The following is a 16,203-nucleotide window of genomic DNA, read 5'->3' on the forward strand; positions in this document are numbered from 1 at the left end:
CGCATCCTTCCTGTTCACAGCTATGAAGAGATACACTCTCTCATTAAAGGCCCTTACGGCACTTCCAAAGCTTAATAAAAGCTTCGGAATGCAACTATACCATATACGGTAAAAAGATAATAGCACCAATTATAACAGCTATAATTGCAAACAATAAAACCGCTCCTGCTGCAACATCCTTTGCAATTTTTGCAAACGGATGAATATCAGCAGTCGCTAAATCTACTGTTTTTTCTACAGCCGTATTTACCATTTCTAAACTCATTACACTCCCTATTACAATAAGTAATATCATCCACTCTATTTTCGTAATATGGAAATAAAAGCCGCAGCATATAACAATGACTGCGGCTAAATAATGAATTTTCATATTTCGTTCATGACGAAGACAAAAGAACATACCAGCTATAGCATATCCAAAACTATCTATAAGTTTTCCTTTTTTCATCGTCCTAATCCAAAAGCTTCTAAAATTTCTTTTTGTCTTCCGAACATTTCTTTTTCTTCTTCTTCTGTCATGTGATCATAACCAAGCAAATGTAAAAAGCCATGTAACGCCAAAAATCCAAGTTCACGATCGAAAGAATGGCCGTACTCTTCAGCCTGCTCTTTCGCCCTTGGAATAGAGATAATAAGATCACCTAACATGCGCGGCATCTCTGCACCAACAATCTCCATTTCCCCTTCTCCCATCTCTTCCATGGCAAAGGATATTACATCTGTAGGTTGATCTTTATCTCGGTAATCACGATTAATTTCTCTAATGCGCTCATTATCTACAAATGTCACCGATACCTCCGCGCCATCCTCGATATTTTCCATTTGAGCTGCCTTTTCTAACACTTCACGAATTAAACTCATATACGCTTCTTTTACTTCTTCTGTTTCATCAATAAAATCAATTAACAAACTCATTCTTTCTCCTTTTCTTCCGGAATTTCCGGATATGTAATACGCGAATGGAAAATACCATTTAACGTTTCACATAACGTTTTCCCAACGATTTGTAGTTCCTTAAACGTCAAATCACATTCACTAAATTGACCGTCTTGCAATCGATCTTTAATAATGCTTTGCACTAAATTATTAATTTGTTCTGGCGTTGGGTGATTCATAGAACGTACCGCAGCTTCTACACTATCAGCAATACCAACAATTGCCGATTCCTTCGAAGTTGCTTTTGAACCCGGATAACGGAACATCTCTTCTGTATATTTTTCTTTATCTTCTTTAATCGCTTTATAATAAAAATATTTCAGTAACGTTGTACCGTGATGTTGCCCAGCGATATCAATAATTTCTTGTGGAATATGATATTCTTCGAGCATTCTTACTCCATCCGTTACGTGAGCAATTATAATATCTTTACTCGTTACAGGATCTAATTTATCATGCGGGTTTTCAATCCCCATTTGGTTTTCAATAAAGAATTGTGGTTGTACTGTTTTTCCTACATCATGATAATATGCCCCTACACGCGCTAATACACCATTTGCCCCGACTGCTTCGCAAGCAGCTTCAGAAAGATTCGCTACCATTACACTATGATGATATGTCCCTGGCGCTTCTAACAAAATTCTGCGTAAAAGCGGATGATTTGGACTTGATAGTTCCATAAGCTTCATACTTGATACGATTCCAAGTCCACTTTCTAAATATGGTAAAATCCCCATAGCCAAAACGGATGATATAATCCCTGAAAGTGAAGCCATTAATAATTGCGTACCAATTTCAAGAGGCGAAAAATTCCCATTACGTAATAATAAGAGCGCCGCCAATACGACTACATTTAATACAGAAACGAGTATACCAGCTTGTAAAATCATTGTACGACGATTTTTTTCTCTCAAGAAAATACTAACCGATAATGAACTTAACAATACGTAAATCCCTACACTATAATTTAATGTACTCGTTACTCCTTCATTAAACATAATACTTCCGCATACAGAAAAAATCATACTCGTTAAAAAGACAAATCGATCACCAATCATTAATTTCACAAGTATTGTTCCCATCGCAACCGGGACAACATATGCAATCCCTGCATATTCAAGTTTTTGAAACAAACTAATGATTTTCATTAAAACGATTGTGATAGACAAAATTGTGATATACGCTAAAACATACGGTCTATCTTCTCTTTTTCTCTTTAAAAATAATTCAAATTGTTTATGCATAAAGTATAGTAACACACCAATGAGTACCGCTAATCCAACATAAGGTTGAAAACCGTTCCCTTTTTCTAACAAGCCAACTAATTTCAACTGATTATACACATCACTTGAAATTGTTTCACCTTCTCTAACGAGAACTTGTCCTTGAAGAATATAAACAGGTGGAACTAAATCTTCCTCTGCTTTTCTCTTCTCTTTCGTTAAGATCGGGTCATAAAAATAATTCGCTGAAATTGCATATCTTCCTAGCGCCTTAATTGACTCTTTTAAACCATTATCAACATTAACACTATTCATCTCACTTACATATCGTTCTTTCGCATCTTTCAATTCGTCCATTTTAATGTGCTCAGTCATGATACTATTAATCGCTGTGACCGCAGCATCTTTCGCTAATACTAATTGGCTCGAATCTGCATTAATCAAATTTAGTAAGTTTGAATCAGATAATTCTTTCGTTAAGTCAGCGGGTAGTTTCTTTTTTAACTTGTCCACTTTCTCAGCATCAGTCATCTTTTTTTGATCATCCGGTCCAACAGCTTTAATCTCTTGCACCACTTCATCCACTTTAGCAAAGACGTCATTCACAATATCAACTTTATTTTGTTTATACTCACTTTTATATGTATATTGATCTTCAACTTTTGTAGAGGCTTCTTTTTTCTTTTTATCCGTTGTAACTTTATCTTCAATTTTTATAGGAGAATGGATTGTCTTTTTCGCAATAGAATACATGTTAACATCTAATTGCTCTGGTTTTACATTATTCATAAGCGCAAAAAACAGCACTGCTCCTAATACAACGTAAGAAATCCAACTTAGTTTTTTCGAATGTTGTAAATTACGAAACCACTTAGAAATTTCTTGAGATCTTGACATGATTTCAATACCTTCTCCTCTCCAGAAATAAAGTGAAACTATTTATAGCTTTCATTTCTTCTACCCAAAGATACTTTGAGGTAACATTTTATACACCAGTACCTATAGTTTATTTTCCTTATCTTTCATGATAGTAAAAAATATGCCGTTCGCCAACCTTATCATACAAAAAGAAATGATCCTGACAAATAGGATCATTCCATTTTATCATATGCCTCAATAATACGTTGCACCAATGGATGTCTGACAACGTCTGTTTGTTCTAATGTAATAAATGACAGACCTGATACACCAGATAAAATATTAGCAGCTATAGATAGCCCTGATTTTACCCCTTTTGGCAAGTCTACTTGTGAAGGGTCCCCTGTAATAACCATTTTAGAACTAAAACCTAATCTTGTTAAAAACATTTTTATTTGAGCACCCGTTGTATTTTGAGCCTCATCTAAAATAACAAATGAATCATCAAGCGTACGCCCCCTCATATAAGCAAGCGGCGCGATTTCAATTACTCCTCGTTCCATCATACGCTGCGTATATTCTTGTCCAAGAATATCATGTAAGGCATCATATAATGGGCGTAAGTATGGATCTACCTTCTCTTTCAAATCCCCTGGTAAAAAACCTAAATTTTCTCCAGCTTCTACAGCAGGTCTTGTTAGAATGATTTTCTTTACATATCCTTGTTTTAAAGCTCTCACAGCCATTACTACGGCTAAGTATGTTTTTCCAGTTCCTGCAGGCCCTATCCCAAAGACAATATCATTCTTCTTCATTGCATGAATATATCGTCTTTGCCCCATTGTTTTTACACGAATGGATTTACCTTTTGCAGTCTTGAAAATTTCTTCTTCATATAACTCTTCAAATTGAGCAACTTTCCCTTGTTGTGCGAGCTGAATTGCATACGCAACATCTCTCTCTGAAATTGATATACTTTTACGAATTACAACAAGTAATTGCTGTAAGATTTTTTCTACGAGTGTCACCGTTTCAACTGCCCCAGATACATGAACAGTTTCTCCTCTAGTTACGATCGATACATTCAGTTCTCGTTCAATTACTTTTAAATGCGCATCATTGACTCCAAAAAGAGCGATTGCTTCGTTAGTATTTTCCAATTGTTGGTTCATTTCTACTAATTGTTCTGCCATTACTCAGTCTCCTTGAATATCGGATTCGGATATTGGTTGTGGCTCTGCAATATTTTCAATCACAGTATAATGCAATGTGACTTTTAGTTGATCCGCCTCAACCTCTTTACTCAAAATCTTATCACTTACAATCATAGCATGTTCATCCAATTTTTTCTTTAGTTCTTTTTCGGCCATCTCTTTCGCTACTTTCAGCGCTTGCTTTTCTGTATATTCTCGGTTCGCTTCTTCCTCTTCTCTCACAACATCTTTTTCATATGCAATCGGCAGTGTAAAACCAAATAATTTCACATCATGCTTTACGCTTTCAGTACGAGAGCGTTTATACTTATCATGTTGAAATCCCCATATTTTTATTTTCGTACCCCCAAATTTAAGAAAATGTTCATTGTATACATTACCAGTATACACTTGGAATTGCGTCTTTAACGGGACATCCACCTTAGATGTATACCACGTTTCGCCATACACAATACCTTTCGCTGAAACAATCGTTGGACTTTCCTCATTACCATATATTCCCGATACGAGAATCTGCCCTTTTTCCACATGATCATTTTTCAGTACAACCGGCTTTCCAACTTCTACAAACGTTTTTGTAATAATCGCTTCTTTTTTTGCTACTAAATTTTGCGGCATTTGTTCCTTTTCTTTTTTCGGTTCGTTTTTTTCAACAATTTTAAAATGATACGTCGTTCCTCTTACTTCTAATCCCGCCCAAGTAATGGCATTAATATTATCTGTCAAATGGCGTTGTACATCTTCTACATTCGGCATTTGAAACTGTAGTTTTCCTTTTTTAATACCCATTTTATCCAATTCTTTCATCAATATATATTCTGTTTCAGGTTTTGCTCCTGTAATTTCAATTTTCCAAACCATATTGGACATTGCAATCACGCCAAAAAAGAAAATTAAAAACCCAATTAAAAATCCACTGTTTTTAATTAAACGCTTATTCCAAAAAGGAAAACCATAACGTCCAATAAAGTATAATTTACATTCATTTTTTCTATAAATTGGTTTTATTTTTTTCACATCGCGTAACAACATACAAAAAACTAACGTTTCATCAGCTATCTTCTTAACATCCCAAACTAATAAATTCCTCCGTACACATTCATTAACAAACCGTTCCGCTCCTCTACCTTCAATTCGCACTTTTACATATCCAAGCCACTTTATAAACCATTTATTTTTCATTTACCACCTTCACTACCTTTCTAAAAGTAGATTTGAAGCATTAAAATAGCTCGTACTAAAATGAAACAAAGTAAAACTGTAATCGATCTCTATCAACGAAACTTTTACAGGATAAAGAAGAAAAACTTCACTAATGGAAGTTTCACTTCAATCACCTTTTTTTTCATTTTCTAAAAATGTTACTTGCTCAATTATCCCTTCGAGCAAAAGCTCTTCTGGAAGAATCGTTTTAATAACAAAGGATTGTCCTTTAATTAGTAATTGACCGTGTTTTAAAAGCAATCGCACTTCTTTATCTGAAAACACTAATAGTCCCCGATGATTTTCTATATAAATATGTATTTGCCCAACAAGAGTAATCCGAGGTAGATCCATTAATACATCCACTGGTAGGTCTACTTGTTTTGTTAACCAATTTTTCATTTGTTCTAATTTCTTCATCTCGAAAGACCCCCCTCTCATCCCATATATGTATTTCTTCACAAGTGCCTATCGTGTTATAACGACTTCACTAACATAACTATATTCTGTAAGAGTTCATATCATGTTAATAAAACAGTCGCTATATGAAATCATATTTATCGGGACAATGATGGATCAGAGGATGTGATCCTTAATAATAGAAGTATTAATACAAGAATATGCGCCCCTAGGGGATATCAGTACAAGTTGCATGAAGAAATTGAGCCTAGTGAGAAGTTAGAAACTTGAAAAACCCTGTTACAATTTGTTCTGGGCGTGACATACTGACCATAGAATAAGTAGTTGTCATTCATTAGACAAATGAAATAAAATTCGAAAAAGAAATTGCTCCACTCTAAATTTTACGTTGTAAGTAAGAATACTTTATAGGTAGTTGTTATATGAATTTCAAAAAATATTAGGATTCACTAAAAAACAAAAAAATGAATTAATAAGCGAGGAAATACGAAAGGAAATTGGATTTAGTCAAGAAATTTTGAATGTTATAAAACAAGTCACTGACAGTAGCATCTAGCCCTTCTATGCAACTGATTCAAAATCTAAAATAGCTGGAGTCTCTGTCGTTACCTTTGAAGATTATGCTGAACAGCAAGTTATAAAACTTCAATCTGAACTTCAGCCCCCCATACTTAGCTTTTATTTGTGAAAGAAGTTTTAGTCAAGGAAGTAAGAGTAAGTGTAGCATTGGAAGTATACAAGGAAATGGCCAATTTGATATCCTTGCAATCCAACCAACAAATGGCGTTAATTACGAAGTTAGCAATAAAGATGTTATTTTTAAACTAAGAAAATGGAATGATCGCTATCCTTTTATCATAATCAGTGCAGATTATGACTGGGTTGATACCATTTTTAGCGTGTTACCTACAGACGCCGAAATGCAATCTTTCGCGCAAGAAATGTATGAATTTTGTCCAGATATAGTGGAACAAGGAACAGAAAGCATTGAGGAGTTAGTCGAAGAAATTAAGAAAACGAAAAAGCTTTTTTTATGGTGGGATTAATCATAACTAAGGCCGTTATCCTTTTTTACATACCAGAGGCGTTTCTATCACTTACAGAAACGCTTTTTAAGCAATATAGTGTTTTTCCTTAATAAGAACAATAAAAAAACGTCTCATACGAAATGAGACGTTTTTTTATGCTAATAGCTGGATAACCAACTTATTCACAAGTGATCCGTCTGTTTTACCTTTTACTTTCGGCATAACAGCAGTCATCACCTTACCCATATCTGCTTTAGAAGTCGCACCAACTTCAGAAATAACTTGTTTGATTACATCAACTAGTTCTTCTTCAGTTAATTGCTCTGGCAAATATGCGCTTAAAATCTGAATTTCACTTTGCAGTTTATTAACAAGGTCTTCACGACCAGCTTTTTTAAATTCAAGGAGGGAGTCCTTATACTGTTTTACTTCACGAGCTAAAACTGTTACTTCCTCTTCTTCAGTAAGAGTATGTTGCAGTTTAATACCTTCATTTTGTAAAGCAGCCTTAACCATACGAATAACGGTTAATTTTTCTTTTTGTTTATTCTTCATCGCTTGTTTCATATCATCGTTTAAACGACCGAGAAGACTCATAACTTACACCCTCTCTTAGAATTTACGCTTTCTTGCCGCTTCAGATTTCTTCTTACGTTTTACACTTGGTTTTTCATAAAACTCGCGCTTTCTTGCTTCAGCAAGTGTACCAGTTTTAGAAACCGATCTTTTAAAACGGCGAAGTGCATCCTCCAAAGACTCGTTTTTACGAACGACTGTTTTTGACATTCTCTTTCCCTCCCTCCGAAACATCACACTTACATACTAACTTCAGCATGCAAAAAGAAACACTTCTTCAGCATGTCTTTTACGATTATAATACATTTTATCACTTCAGGTCAACTATTTGGCAGAATAAAAGAAGAATAGAAGCATTTCCTTTTCAAAAGTTATACAAATATCTAGTATCCTTCTTTCATGAAGACAACTATATTTTTATCATTTCAACTTTTTTCATACAGGGATGCACGAAACGCCTCCCTACCTTCTAGTACTTAACCGCTTCAAATAAAGAAAGCATGCAAACCATTTCCGGTTGCACGCTCTTTTTTATGCGCTTGCTGATTCTTTTTTCACATCATCTTCAAGAACACGAACAAATTGCGCTTCGTTATATGGATAGCCAGCCTTCGTAATTTTCACTTTCACTAGCTTACCAATTAATTCTTCTGATCCTTCAAATACAATTTTCAAGTAGTTATCTGTATACCCTACATATAACCCTTCACGGTCGCCGTCTTTAAATTGCTCTTCTGGAATGATTTCAAGCACTTCACCTTCAAACGCTGATGCATATTCTTTCGCTAATTGATTAGATAGCTCAATTAAACGATGAACACGATCGTTCTTCACATCTTCAGGAACTTGATCTTCCATGCGTGCTGCAGGTGTTCCTGTACGTTTTGAATAAGGGAACACGTGTAACTCAGAGAAGCGGTTCTCTTTAATGAAATTGTATGTTTCCATGAATTCTTCTTCTGTTTCACCTGGGAAACCAACGATTACGTCAGATGTAATCGCAAGGCCTGGTAACGCTTCTTTCAAACGATCTAAACGCTCTTGGAAGAATTCCATCGTATATTTACGACGCATACGTTTTAATACAGTATTAGAACCAGATTGCAACGGAATATGCAAGTGACGTACAACTACTTCAGATTTATCTAACACTTCAATTACTTCATCTGAAATTTGACTCGCTTCAATAGAAGAAATACGAAGACGTTTTAATCCGCCTACTTCCGCTTCCATATCACGAAGTAATCCAGCTAAGTTATAATCTTTTATATCTTCGCCGTATCCACCTGTATGAATACCCGTTAATACGATTTCTTTATAGCCTGCATCCACTAATTGTTGTGCTTGTTTAATAACCTCTTTTCCATCACGAGAACGCATTAAACCACGCGCCCAAGGAATGATACAGAATGTACAGAAGTTATTGCAACCCTCTTGTATTTTTAAAGACGCACGTGTACGATCCGTGAAATAAGGTACATCAAGTTCTTCGTACACACGTGTTTTCATAATATTGCGGACAGCATTAATTGGTTGACGCTCTTTACGGAATTCTTCGATGTAACCTAACATCTTTTCACGATCCTGTGTACCAACTACAATATCTACACCTGGAATCGCCATAATTTCAGCTGGAGATGTTTGTGCATAACATCCCGTTACGCAAATAACTGCATCTGGATTTTGACGCACAGCACGTCTGATTACTTGACGGCTTTTTTTGTCCCCAGTATTCGTTACTGTACATGTGTTAATAACATAAACATCAGCTTTCTTTTCATATTCTGTTCTTTCATAACCACCTTGTTTAAACAATTGCCAAATGGCTTCTGTTTCATAGTGGTTTACTTTACAACCTAACGTATGGAACGCAACAGTTGACATTGATCATCACCCCATCAATTCAAAATGATACGAAGCAGCACTTAACGCGTATAACGGCGCCGTTTCTGTTCTTAAAATTCTTGGTCCTAAACTACATGGTACAAATTTATGTTCACGAAGCGCTGTAATCTCTTCCTCAGCTAAACCGCCTTCTGGGCCAAATACAATCAATAGCTTTTGACCTGGTTTCATTGTCGTTAAAGCTTTCGCAAAATTAGATTTCTCGCCTTGTTTCGCTTCCTCTTCGTAAGCAACAAGACAAACATCATACTCACCACTCATTGTAAGCAGTTGCTTAAATGATGCCGGAGCATGTACTTCCGGAATTTCACTTCTATGTGATTGTTCCGCAGCTTCTTTCACAATTTTTCTTAAACGCTCAACTTTTTTATCAGCTTTTTTCGCATCCCATTTTACGATAGAGCGAGATGCTTGAAATGGTAAGAATGCAGCTGCCCCAAGCTCAGTTCCTTTTTGAAAAATCAACTCTAGCTTGTCTCCTTTTGGCAGTCCACTTGCAATCGTCACGAAAACAGGAAGTTCACTTGACGCCTCTACCCATTCTACAATAGCCGTATTAATAAATTCACTGGTAATTTCATCAATTGAACATACTGCTGTTTTTCCGTTTACACAGCAATAAATTTGATCGCCAGCTGTCATACGCATTACTCTCGCAATGTGATGTACATCATCACCTACAATGCGAATTTTTGCTTCACTTACATGTTTTTCTTCTACAAAATAACGTTGCATATAATCACCTTAGTAGAGTTTCGTTCCTTTCGTAAGTCAACACTTACGAAAAGAACGAAACATTATCATTTTTCATATAACAAACGGCAAGTCCCTCACCTTATAGTGAGAGACTCCCCTTTTCATTATAGACTAAAATCTATATTACGCATTTCGTGCAATAATTGCTACCCAATCTTCCATTCGTAACACTTCTTCAATTGTAAATCCAGCTTGTTCTAACGCCTCAGAAATTACTTTTTCCTTCGCAGCAATAATGCCCGATGTAATAAATAATCCACCTGACTTCACAACTCTCGCTGCATCTTCAGGGAATAAAAGAATAATTTCTGCTAATAAGTTAGCTACGATTAAATCAACAGGACCTTCAATACCTTCTAAAAGACTATTTTGCCCAACAGACACGATATCATCTGTTTTATTTAAACGCACATTCATTTCTGCACTTTCAACTGCAACCGGATCTAAATCATATGCTTGAACAGAAGACGCACCTAATTTTGCCGCTGCAATACTAAGCACACCAGAACCTGTTCCTACATCAATGATAGCGTCACCTGGCTGTACTGTTTTTTCTAAAGCACGAATACACATCGTTGTTGTTGGATGAGTTCCTGTACCAAACGCCATACCTGGGTCTAATTCAATGATTTTTTCATCAGGAGAAGATGGTGTATATTCTTCCCACGTCGGTACGATTGTGAATGTATCAGAAATTTGTACTGGATGGTAATATTTTTTCCAAGCAGTAGCCCAATCTTCTTCATTGACTTCGTTAACGGTAATATTTCCAGTACCAATTTCAATGTCGTAAGATGGAAGCACATCAATAGATGATTTTACACCTGCAATCGTTTCATGTAAAGAATCCGTTTGCGGGAAATATGCTTTTATTAATACACCTTCCGCCGGATATTCATCTGGATTCAATGCATAAATTTCACCATATTGTTGCTCGCGCTCTTTCGTTAACTCCGCTGGATCCTCAATCGCAACTCCGCTAGCACCAGCTTCATGTAAAATATGAGAGACAGCTTCTACTGCTTCTTCTGTTGTATGAATACTAATTTCTGACCATTTCACAATTTACCAACTCCATTTTTTATTTCCATTATTCCCCTTTGAAAGCACGTTTAAGCTTTCCGAATAAACTATCATCCTGCTCTTCTTGTCCTGCAAATTCACGTAATAAATCTTTTTGCTGTGAAGTCAATTTCGTCGGTACAACAACACGAACGACTACATATTGATCTCCTTGGCCGTATCCACGTACGTTCGGAGCACCTTTTCCTTTTAAGCGGAATTCTGTTCCAGTTTGTGTTCCTGCTGGAATTTTCAGCTTCACTTTACCATGAACAGTAGGAACTTCCACTTCATCACCAAGCGCCATTTGCGCAAATGTTAATGGCATTTCGCAAATAATGTGATCTCCTTCACGCTCGAAGAATTCATGATTTCTTACATGAACGACAACATATAAGTCTCCTGCTGGTCCGCCATTTACGCCGGCTTCACCTTTTCCAGACACACGAATTTGTTGACCATTATCGATACCCGCTGGAATTTTAACATTGATTTTTTTACGTTTACGAACTTTACCTGAACCGTGACATGTCGTACATTTTTCTTTAATAATTTGTCCAGTTCCTGAACAATGACCACAAGCTTGACGGTTTACGATACGACCAAACGGTGTGTTTTGCTCTACACTCACTTGACCAGAGCCTGAACAATGTTTACATGTTTCTTTTGAAGTTCCTGGTTTTGCTCCACTACCTTTACAAGTATCACATGGATCTTCTACTGGAATTTCCACATTTAATTCCTTACCAAAAATAGCTTCTTCAAAATCTAAAGTGACTTGATATTGTAAGTCAGCACCTTGGCGCGGAGCATTTGGATCACGGCGTCTGCCGCCGCCACCGCCAAAGAAAGAACTAAATATATCTTCAAAACCGAAGCCACCGCCGAAGTCTCCTCCGCCGCCAAATCCACCGAATCCTTGATTTGCACCAGCATGACCAAATTGATCGTACTGCGCACGCTTTTGATCATCACTTAACACTTCGTATGCTTCTTGTACTTCTTTAAACTTTTCAATTGCATTTTCTTCTTTGCTTACGTCTGGATGGTATTTTTTAGCCAAACGACGATACGCTTTTTTTATTTCATCTGTTGAAGCGCCCTTGCTAAGTCCAAGGACCTCATAATAGTCTCGTTTACTCATAAATTTACAACCCCCGAATCTTTCACATAAACGTAATTTTAACACCGAAAGAAAGTGCTTTGCAACAAAGTTTCCTCACTTACAGTATGCAAAGCGAAAAACTTAAGATCCTCACACATCACTTCTCATTCGTGAAAAAAGCCAAAGTCAAGGCACGCTTGACTTTGACTTTTTGTCATCTTACTTATTATGTTTACAGTTGAATTACTTGTCTTCTTTTACTTCTTCAAACTCAGCGTCAACTACATTGTCTTTCTTCGTGCCAGCGTCTTGTGCACCTTGCGCACCTTCTGCTTGACCAGCAGCTGCTTGAGCTTGCTCGTATAATTTAACAGTTAATTGTTGTACGATTTCTTGTAAAGCATCTTTTTTCGCACGAATTTCTTCAAGCTCGTTTTTCTCAATTGCAGCTTGTAATGCTTCTTTCGCTTCTGTTGCTTTTGCAACTTCAGCTGCATCTACTTTACCTTCTAAATCTTTTACAACTTTGTCTGTTTGGAATACAAGTTGGTCAGCTTCGTTACGAAGTTCAACTTCTTCCTTACGTTTTTGGTCAGCGTCAGCATTTGCTTCCGCTTCTTGTACCATACGTTCTACTTCTTCATCAGAAAGACCTGAAGAAGATTGGATTGTAATAGCTTGCTCTTTGCTTGTTCCTAAGTCTTTCGCACGTACGTTAACGATACCGTTCGCATCAATATCGAATGTTACTTCGATTTGTGGAATACCACGTGGTGCTGGTGGAAGGTCAGTTAATTGGAAACGACCTAACGTTTTGTTGTCAGCTGACATTGGACGCTCACCTTGTAATACGTGAATGTCTACTGCTGGTTGATTATCAGCAGCTGTCGAGAATACTTGTGACTTACTTGTTGGAATTGTAGTGTTACGCTCGATTAATTTCGTGAACACGCCACCCATAGTTTCAATACCTAAAGAAAGTGGAGTTACGTCTAATAATAGAACGCCTTCTACATCACCAGTAAGTACGCCACCTTGAACTGCAGCACCTAATGCTACAACTTCATCAGGGTTTACACCTTTATATGGCTCTTTACCAGTTTCACGTTTAATAGCTTCTTGTACAGCTGGGATACGAGTAGATCCACCAACAAGAATAACTTTATCTAATTCGCTTGGAGCAAAACCAGCGTCTTTTAATGCACGACGAGTTGGCTCTAATGTTCTTTCAACAAGACCTGCTGAAAGCTCTTCGAATTTCGCTCTTGTTAACGTTAATTCTAGGTGTAATGGACCAGCAGCTCCAGCACTAATGAATGGTAATGAAATTTGAGTTTGTGTTACACCAGAAAGATCTTTTTTCGCTTTTTCAGCTGCATCTTTCAAGCGTTGAAGCGCCATTTTATCTTGGCTTAAATCAATGTTATTTTCTTTTTTGAACTCAGCTACTAAGTGATCGATGATAACTTGGTCAAAGTCATCGCCACCAAGACGGTTGTCACCAGCAGTTGAAATAACTTCGAATGTGCCGTCTGCTAACTCAAGGATAGATACGTCAAATGTACCGCCACCTAAGTCATATACTAAGATTTTTTGTTCTTCGTCTTGTTTTTCTAAACCGTAAGCAAGTGCTGCTGCTGTTGGCTCGTTAATGATACGCTCAACTTCTAAACCAGCGATACGACCAGCATCTTTCGTTGCTTGACGCTCTGCATCGTTGAAGTATGCAGGTACTGTAATAACAGCTTTCGTTACTGTTTCACCTAAGTATGCTTCAGCAGAAGCTTTTAAGTTTTGTAAAATGATTGCAGAAATTTCTTGAGGTGTATAATCTTTACCTTCAACTTCTACTTTGTAGTCTGTACCCATATGACGTTTAACAGACATGATTGTATTTGGGTTTGTAATTGCTTGGCGCTTTGCAACTTCCCCAACTTGACGTTCTTCATTTTTGAAAGCTACAACAGAAGGTGTTGTACGGTTTCCTTCTGGATTTGGGATAACCTTTGGTTCTCCACCTTCCATAACAGCTACACAAGAGTTTGTTGTACCTAAGTCAATACCGATAATTTTACTCATGGCGAATCCTCCTAGTTTTATGTAAATTATTGATTTACTTTTACCATTGATGGGCGAATCACACGGTCTTTTAATTTATAACCTTTTTGGAATTCTTCCACAACCGCGTTTGATTCAAATTCACTATCTTCCACTTGCATAATAGCTTGGTGTTCATTAGGATCAAACTGTTTACCAACAGCTTCAATCACTTCCACACCTTCTTTAGTCAGCGCTTCTAACAATTGACGATGCACCATTTCCATGCCTTGTAACAAGGATTTCGTTTGCTCATCAGTCACTTCCACTTGCATTGCTCTTTCAAAATTATCAAGAGCTGGCAAGATGTCTGAAACTAGACTTTGTGCTCTATATTTTTCAGCAGCCTGTTTATCCATTTGGACACGGCGCTTATAATTTTCAAAATCAGCTTGTAGACGTAATGTGCGACCTTCCGTTTCCGTTAGTTTCGCTTGTAACTCATCTACTTTTTCTTGTAAAAGAGCAGCCTCACTTTTTTCTTCTACAGTTTCTTCACTGTTTTCTGGCGTGACAGCTTCTTCAACTTGCGCTTCTTTTACTTCTTCTACCACTTGTTCGTTACGCTCTTCCACAATATTCACCTCCTTAAAAGGTATTAGGTATCATGCATAGCATGATTACCTAAGCATTATATATTACACACAGCAATGAAAATTTCATCACTTGAGCGAATGTATTACTCTCATTTACTTTTTAAGTCCATCTGTAAATTGTCTCGTAAATAACTGTAACAAACTAATTACACGAGAATATTGCATTCTTGTCGGACCTAAAATAGCAATTGTTCCAAGTTGCTCTTCGCCGATCGAATATGTTGCAGAAATTAAACTGCAATCCTCCATAGCCGTCGAAGTGTTTTCCCTACCAATTTTCACTTGAATCCCGACTTGTTTATGACGCAAAATGTCATAAAATTCAGCTTCATTATCAATCATGGTAAGCAAAGATCTAACCTTTTGAATGTCATGGAACTCTGGCTGCGAAAGCATATTTGCTTTTCCTCCAAAGTATATCTTTTCCGATAACGGAACTTGAAATGTACCATCTAACATTCTTATTGCACTATCATAATTATGAACATACCCACGTAAAACTGTAACAATTTCCTTAAAGATTTTATTATGAAGTTCTTCCATCGGTACGCCAGATAGCTTTTCATTTAAAACATTAACCATTTTTTCTAAATCTGATAAATCAACAGATTCCGGAACGGTAATCGTTTTACTTTGTACATGCCCTGTATCAGTTACAATAATAGCGACTGCAGTTTGACGATCAAGCGGCACAATTTGTACATTTTTAAGTTTATTTGTGCTTAACTTCGGTCCAAGAACAATGGCCGTATAATTCGTAAGTTCTGATAAAATTTGAGCAGATTGCTGTGCAATTTTTTCCGCTTCAAAAATTCTTTCAGCAAATAAATCTTTAATTTGTACAATTTCAGCGTTCGGTAAGTTTTGCGGCGCTAAAAGATGGTCTACATAAAATCGGTAGCCTTTCTCAGAAGGAACACGTCCAGAAGAACTGTGCGTTTTTTCAATAAAACCTAATTCTTCTAAGTCCGCCATTTCATTTCGAATAGTAGCTGAACTAAATGTAATTTCATCTTTTTTAGCCAACGTTCTAGACCCAACAGGCTGCGCTGATCCAATAAAGTCATCAATAATTGTTTGTAAAATTAAGAGCTGACGTTCCGTAAGCATCTCATCATCACCTCTGTTAGCACTCTTTGTCTTTGAGTGCTAAATCTATTAATAACTTACCAAAATTGACATTCAATTGTCAACGGAAACGTCACGAAATAATGAAACTTTTTC

Annotated in this window: 15 protein-coding genes and 1 pseudogene; 1 reads left to right on the forward strand and 15 read right to left on the reverse strand. The window is 36.7% G+C overall.

Going from position 1 to position 16,203, the window contains the following annotated elements; all coding sequences use genetic code 11:
• Positions 1 to 94: 94 nt before the first annotated feature.
• The 6 genes from CN409_RS16430 to yqfC all read right to left on the reverse strand — a co-directional run bounded on the left by CN409_RS16430 (position 95) and on the right by yqfC (position 5,854).
• Positions 95 to 448 carry a diacylglycerol kinase family protein gene (locus CN409_RS16430; protein WP_000715475.1) on the reverse strand — a complete coding sequence of 118 codons (354 nt, stop codon included), beginning with the start codon at positions 446 to 448 and terminating at the stop codon, positions 95 to 97.
• Positions 445 to 915: an rRNA maturation RNase YbeY gene (gene ybeY / locus CN409_RS16435; RefSeq protein WP_000054680.1), complete on the reverse strand. Its 471-nt coding sequence runs from the start codon at positions 913 to 915 to the stop codon at positions 445 to 447. The genes CN409_RS16430 and ybeY overlap by 4 nt, the downstream gene beginning before the upstream one ends.
• Positions 912 to 3,056: an HD family phosphohydrolase gene (locus CN409_RS16440; RefSeq protein ID WP_000091515.1), complete on the reverse strand. Its 2,145-nt coding sequence runs from the start codon at positions 3,054 to 3,056 to the stop codon at positions 912 to 914. The genes ybeY and CN409_RS16440 overlap by 4 nt, the downstream gene beginning before the upstream one ends.
• Positions 3,057 to 3,250: 194 nt before the next feature.
• Positions 3,251 to 4,210, reverse strand: coding sequence for a PhoH family protein (locus CN409_RS16445; protein ID WP_000840522.1), 960 nt, complete (start codon positions 4,208 to 4,210; stop codon positions 3,251 to 3,253).
• A 3-nt stretch (positions 4,211 to 4,213) separates the two neighbouring features.
• A complete protein-coding gene (gene yqfD / locus CN409_RS16450; protein WP_000792496.1) occupies positions 4,214 to 5,413 on the reverse strand; it encodes a sporulation protein YqfD in 1,200 nt (399 codons plus the stop codon).
• Positions 5,414 to 5,560: 147 nt separating this feature from the next.
• Entirely contained in the window at positions 5,561 to 5,854 is a 294-nt protein-coding gene (yqfC, locus tag CN409_RS16455; RefSeq protein ID WP_000732269.1) for a sporulation protein YqfC, read from the reverse strand.
• Between the two features lie 415 nt (positions 5,855 to 6,269).
• Here yqfC and CN409_RS32670 point away from each other — a divergent pair.
• Positions 6,270 to 6,900: pseudogene (locus CN409_RS32670) on the forward strand (DUF4253 domain-containing protein).
• 135 nt (positions 6,901 to 7,035) lie between these two features.
• Here the strand turns inward: CN409_RS32670 and CN409_RS16465 are convergent.
• The 9 genes from CN409_RS16465 to hrcA all read right to left on the reverse strand — a co-directional run bounded on the left by CN409_RS16465 (position 7,036) and on the right by hrcA (position 16,089).
• The gene (locus tag CN409_RS16465; RefSeq protein ID WP_000054582.1) at positions 7,036 to 7,479 is read right to left on the reverse strand and encodes a GatB/YqeY domain-containing protein; all 444 of its coding nucleotides are present in this window, start codon (positions 7,477 to 7,479) and stop codon (positions 7,036 to 7,038) included.
• Positions 7,480 to 7,494: 15 nt separating this feature from the next.
• The gene (gene rpsU / locus CN409_RS16470) at positions 7,495 to 7,668 is read right to left on the reverse strand and encodes a 30S ribosomal protein S21 (RefSeq protein ID WP_000048061.1); all 174 of its coding nucleotides are present in this window, start codon (positions 7,666 to 7,668) and stop codon (positions 7,495 to 7,497) included.
• Between the two features lie 321 nt (positions 7,669 to 7,989).
• Complete coding sequence (gene mtaB / locus CN409_RS16475) at positions 7,990 to 9,342, reverse strand: tRNA (N(6)-L-threonylcarbamoyladenosine(37)-C(2))-methylthiotransferase MtaB (protein ID WP_000108679.1); 1,353 nt, start codon at positions 9,340 to 9,342, stop codon at positions 7,990 to 7,992.
• A 6-nt stretch (positions 9,343 to 9,348) separates the two neighbouring features.
• A complete protein-coding gene (locus tag CN409_RS16480) occupies positions 9,349 to 10,098 on the reverse strand; it encodes a 16S rRNA (uracil(1498)-N(3))-methyltransferase (protein ID WP_001190142.1) in 750 nt (249 codons plus the stop codon).
• Positions 10,099 to 10,242: 144 nt separating this feature from the next.
• The gene (prmA, locus tag CN409_RS16485; protein ID WP_000872098.1) at positions 10,243 to 11,181 is read right to left on the reverse strand and encodes a 50S ribosomal protein L11 methyltransferase; all 939 of its coding nucleotides are present in this window, start codon (positions 11,179 to 11,181) and stop codon (positions 10,243 to 10,245) included.
• Between the two features lie 28 nt (positions 11,182 to 11,209).
• Positions 11,210 to 12,325, reverse strand: a complete 1,116-nt coding sequence (gene dnaJ, locus CN409_RS16490; RefSeq protein ID WP_000043947.1) for a chaperone protein DnaJ — start codon at positions 12,323 to 12,325, stop codon at positions 11,210 to 11,212.
• A 204-nt stretch (positions 12,326 to 12,529) separates the two neighbouring features.
• Complete coding sequence (gene dnaK / locus CN409_RS16495) at positions 12,530 to 14,365, reverse strand: chaperone protein DnaK (RefSeq protein ID WP_000034701.1); 1,836 nt, start codon at positions 14,363 to 14,365, stop codon at positions 12,530 to 12,532.
• A gap of 26 nt (positions 14,366 to 14,391) precedes the next feature.
• Positions 14,392 to 14,958, reverse strand: coding sequence for a nucleotide exchange factor GrpE (gene grpE / locus CN409_RS16500; protein ID WP_097981585.1), 567 nt, complete (start codon positions 14,956 to 14,958; stop codon positions 14,392 to 14,394).
• A 114-nt stretch (positions 14,959 to 15,072) separates the two neighbouring features.
• Positions 15,073 to 16,089 carry a heat-inducible transcriptional repressor HrcA gene (gene hrcA / locus CN409_RS16505; protein WP_000954943.1) on the reverse strand — a complete coding sequence of 339 codons (1,017 nt, stop codon included), beginning with the start codon at positions 16,087 to 16,089 and terminating at the stop codon, positions 15,073 to 15,075.
• Positions 16,090 to 16,203: the final 114 nt, after the last annotated feature.

This window comes from Bacillus sp. AFS012607 (genome assembly GCF_002558005.1).
Classification (GTDB): domain Bacteria; phylum Bacillota; class Bacilli; order Bacillales; family Bacillaceae_G; genus Bacillus_A; species Bacillus_A thuringiensis_S.

Excerpts from the sequence above, each read along its gene's own strand:
- rpsU (WP_000048061.1), bottom strand. The coding sequence starts at position 7,668 with ATGTCAAAAACAGTCGTTCGTAAAAACGAGTCTTTGGAGGATGCACTT.
- CN409_RS16480 (WP_001190142.1), bottom strand. The coding sequence starts at position 10,098 with ATGCAACGTTATTTTGTAGAAGAAAAACATGTAAGTGAAGCAAAAATT.
- CN409_RS16440 (WP_000091515.1), bottom strand. The coding sequence starts at position 3,056 with ATGTCAAGATCTCAAGAAATTTCTAAGTGGTTTCGTAATTTACAACAT.
- dnaK (WP_000034701.1), bottom strand. The coding sequence starts at position 14,365 with ATGAGTAAAATTATCGGTATTGACTTAGGTACAACAAACTCTTGTGTA.
- yqfC (WP_000732269.1), bottom strand. The coding sequence starts at position 5,854 with ATGAAGAAATTAGAACAAATGAAAAATTGGTTAACAAAACAAGTAGAC.
- yqfD (WP_000792496.1), bottom strand. The coding sequence starts at position 5,413 with ATGAAAAATAAATGGTTTATAAAGTGGCTTGGATATGTAAAAGTGCGA.
- hrcA (WP_000954943.1), bottom strand. The coding sequence starts at position 16,089 with ATGCTTACGGAACGTCAGCTCTTAATTTTACAAACAATTATTGATGAC.
- CN409_RS16445 (WP_000840522.1), bottom strand. The coding sequence starts at position 4,210 with ATGGCAGAACAATTAGTAGAAATGAACCAACAATTGGAAAATACTAAC.
- dnaJ (WP_000043947.1), bottom strand. The coding sequence starts at position 12,325 with ATGAGTAAACGAGACTATTATGAGGTCCTTGGACTTAGCAAGGGCGCT.
- CN409_RS16465 (WP_000054582.1), bottom strand. The coding sequence starts at position 7,479 with ATGAGTCTTCTCGGTCGTTTAAACGATGATATGAAACAAGCGATGAAG.
- ybeY (WP_000054680.1), bottom strand. The coding sequence starts at position 915 with ATGAGTTTGTTAATTGATTTTATTGATGAAACAGAAGAAGTAAAAGAA.
- mtaB (WP_000108679.1), bottom strand. The coding sequence starts at position 9,342 with ATGTCAACTGTTGCGTTCCATACGTTAGGTTGTAAAGTAAACCACTAT.
- CN409_RS16430 (WP_000715475.1), bottom strand. The coding sequence starts at position 448 with ATGAAAAAAGGAAAACTTATAGATAGTTTTGGATATGCTATAGCTGGT.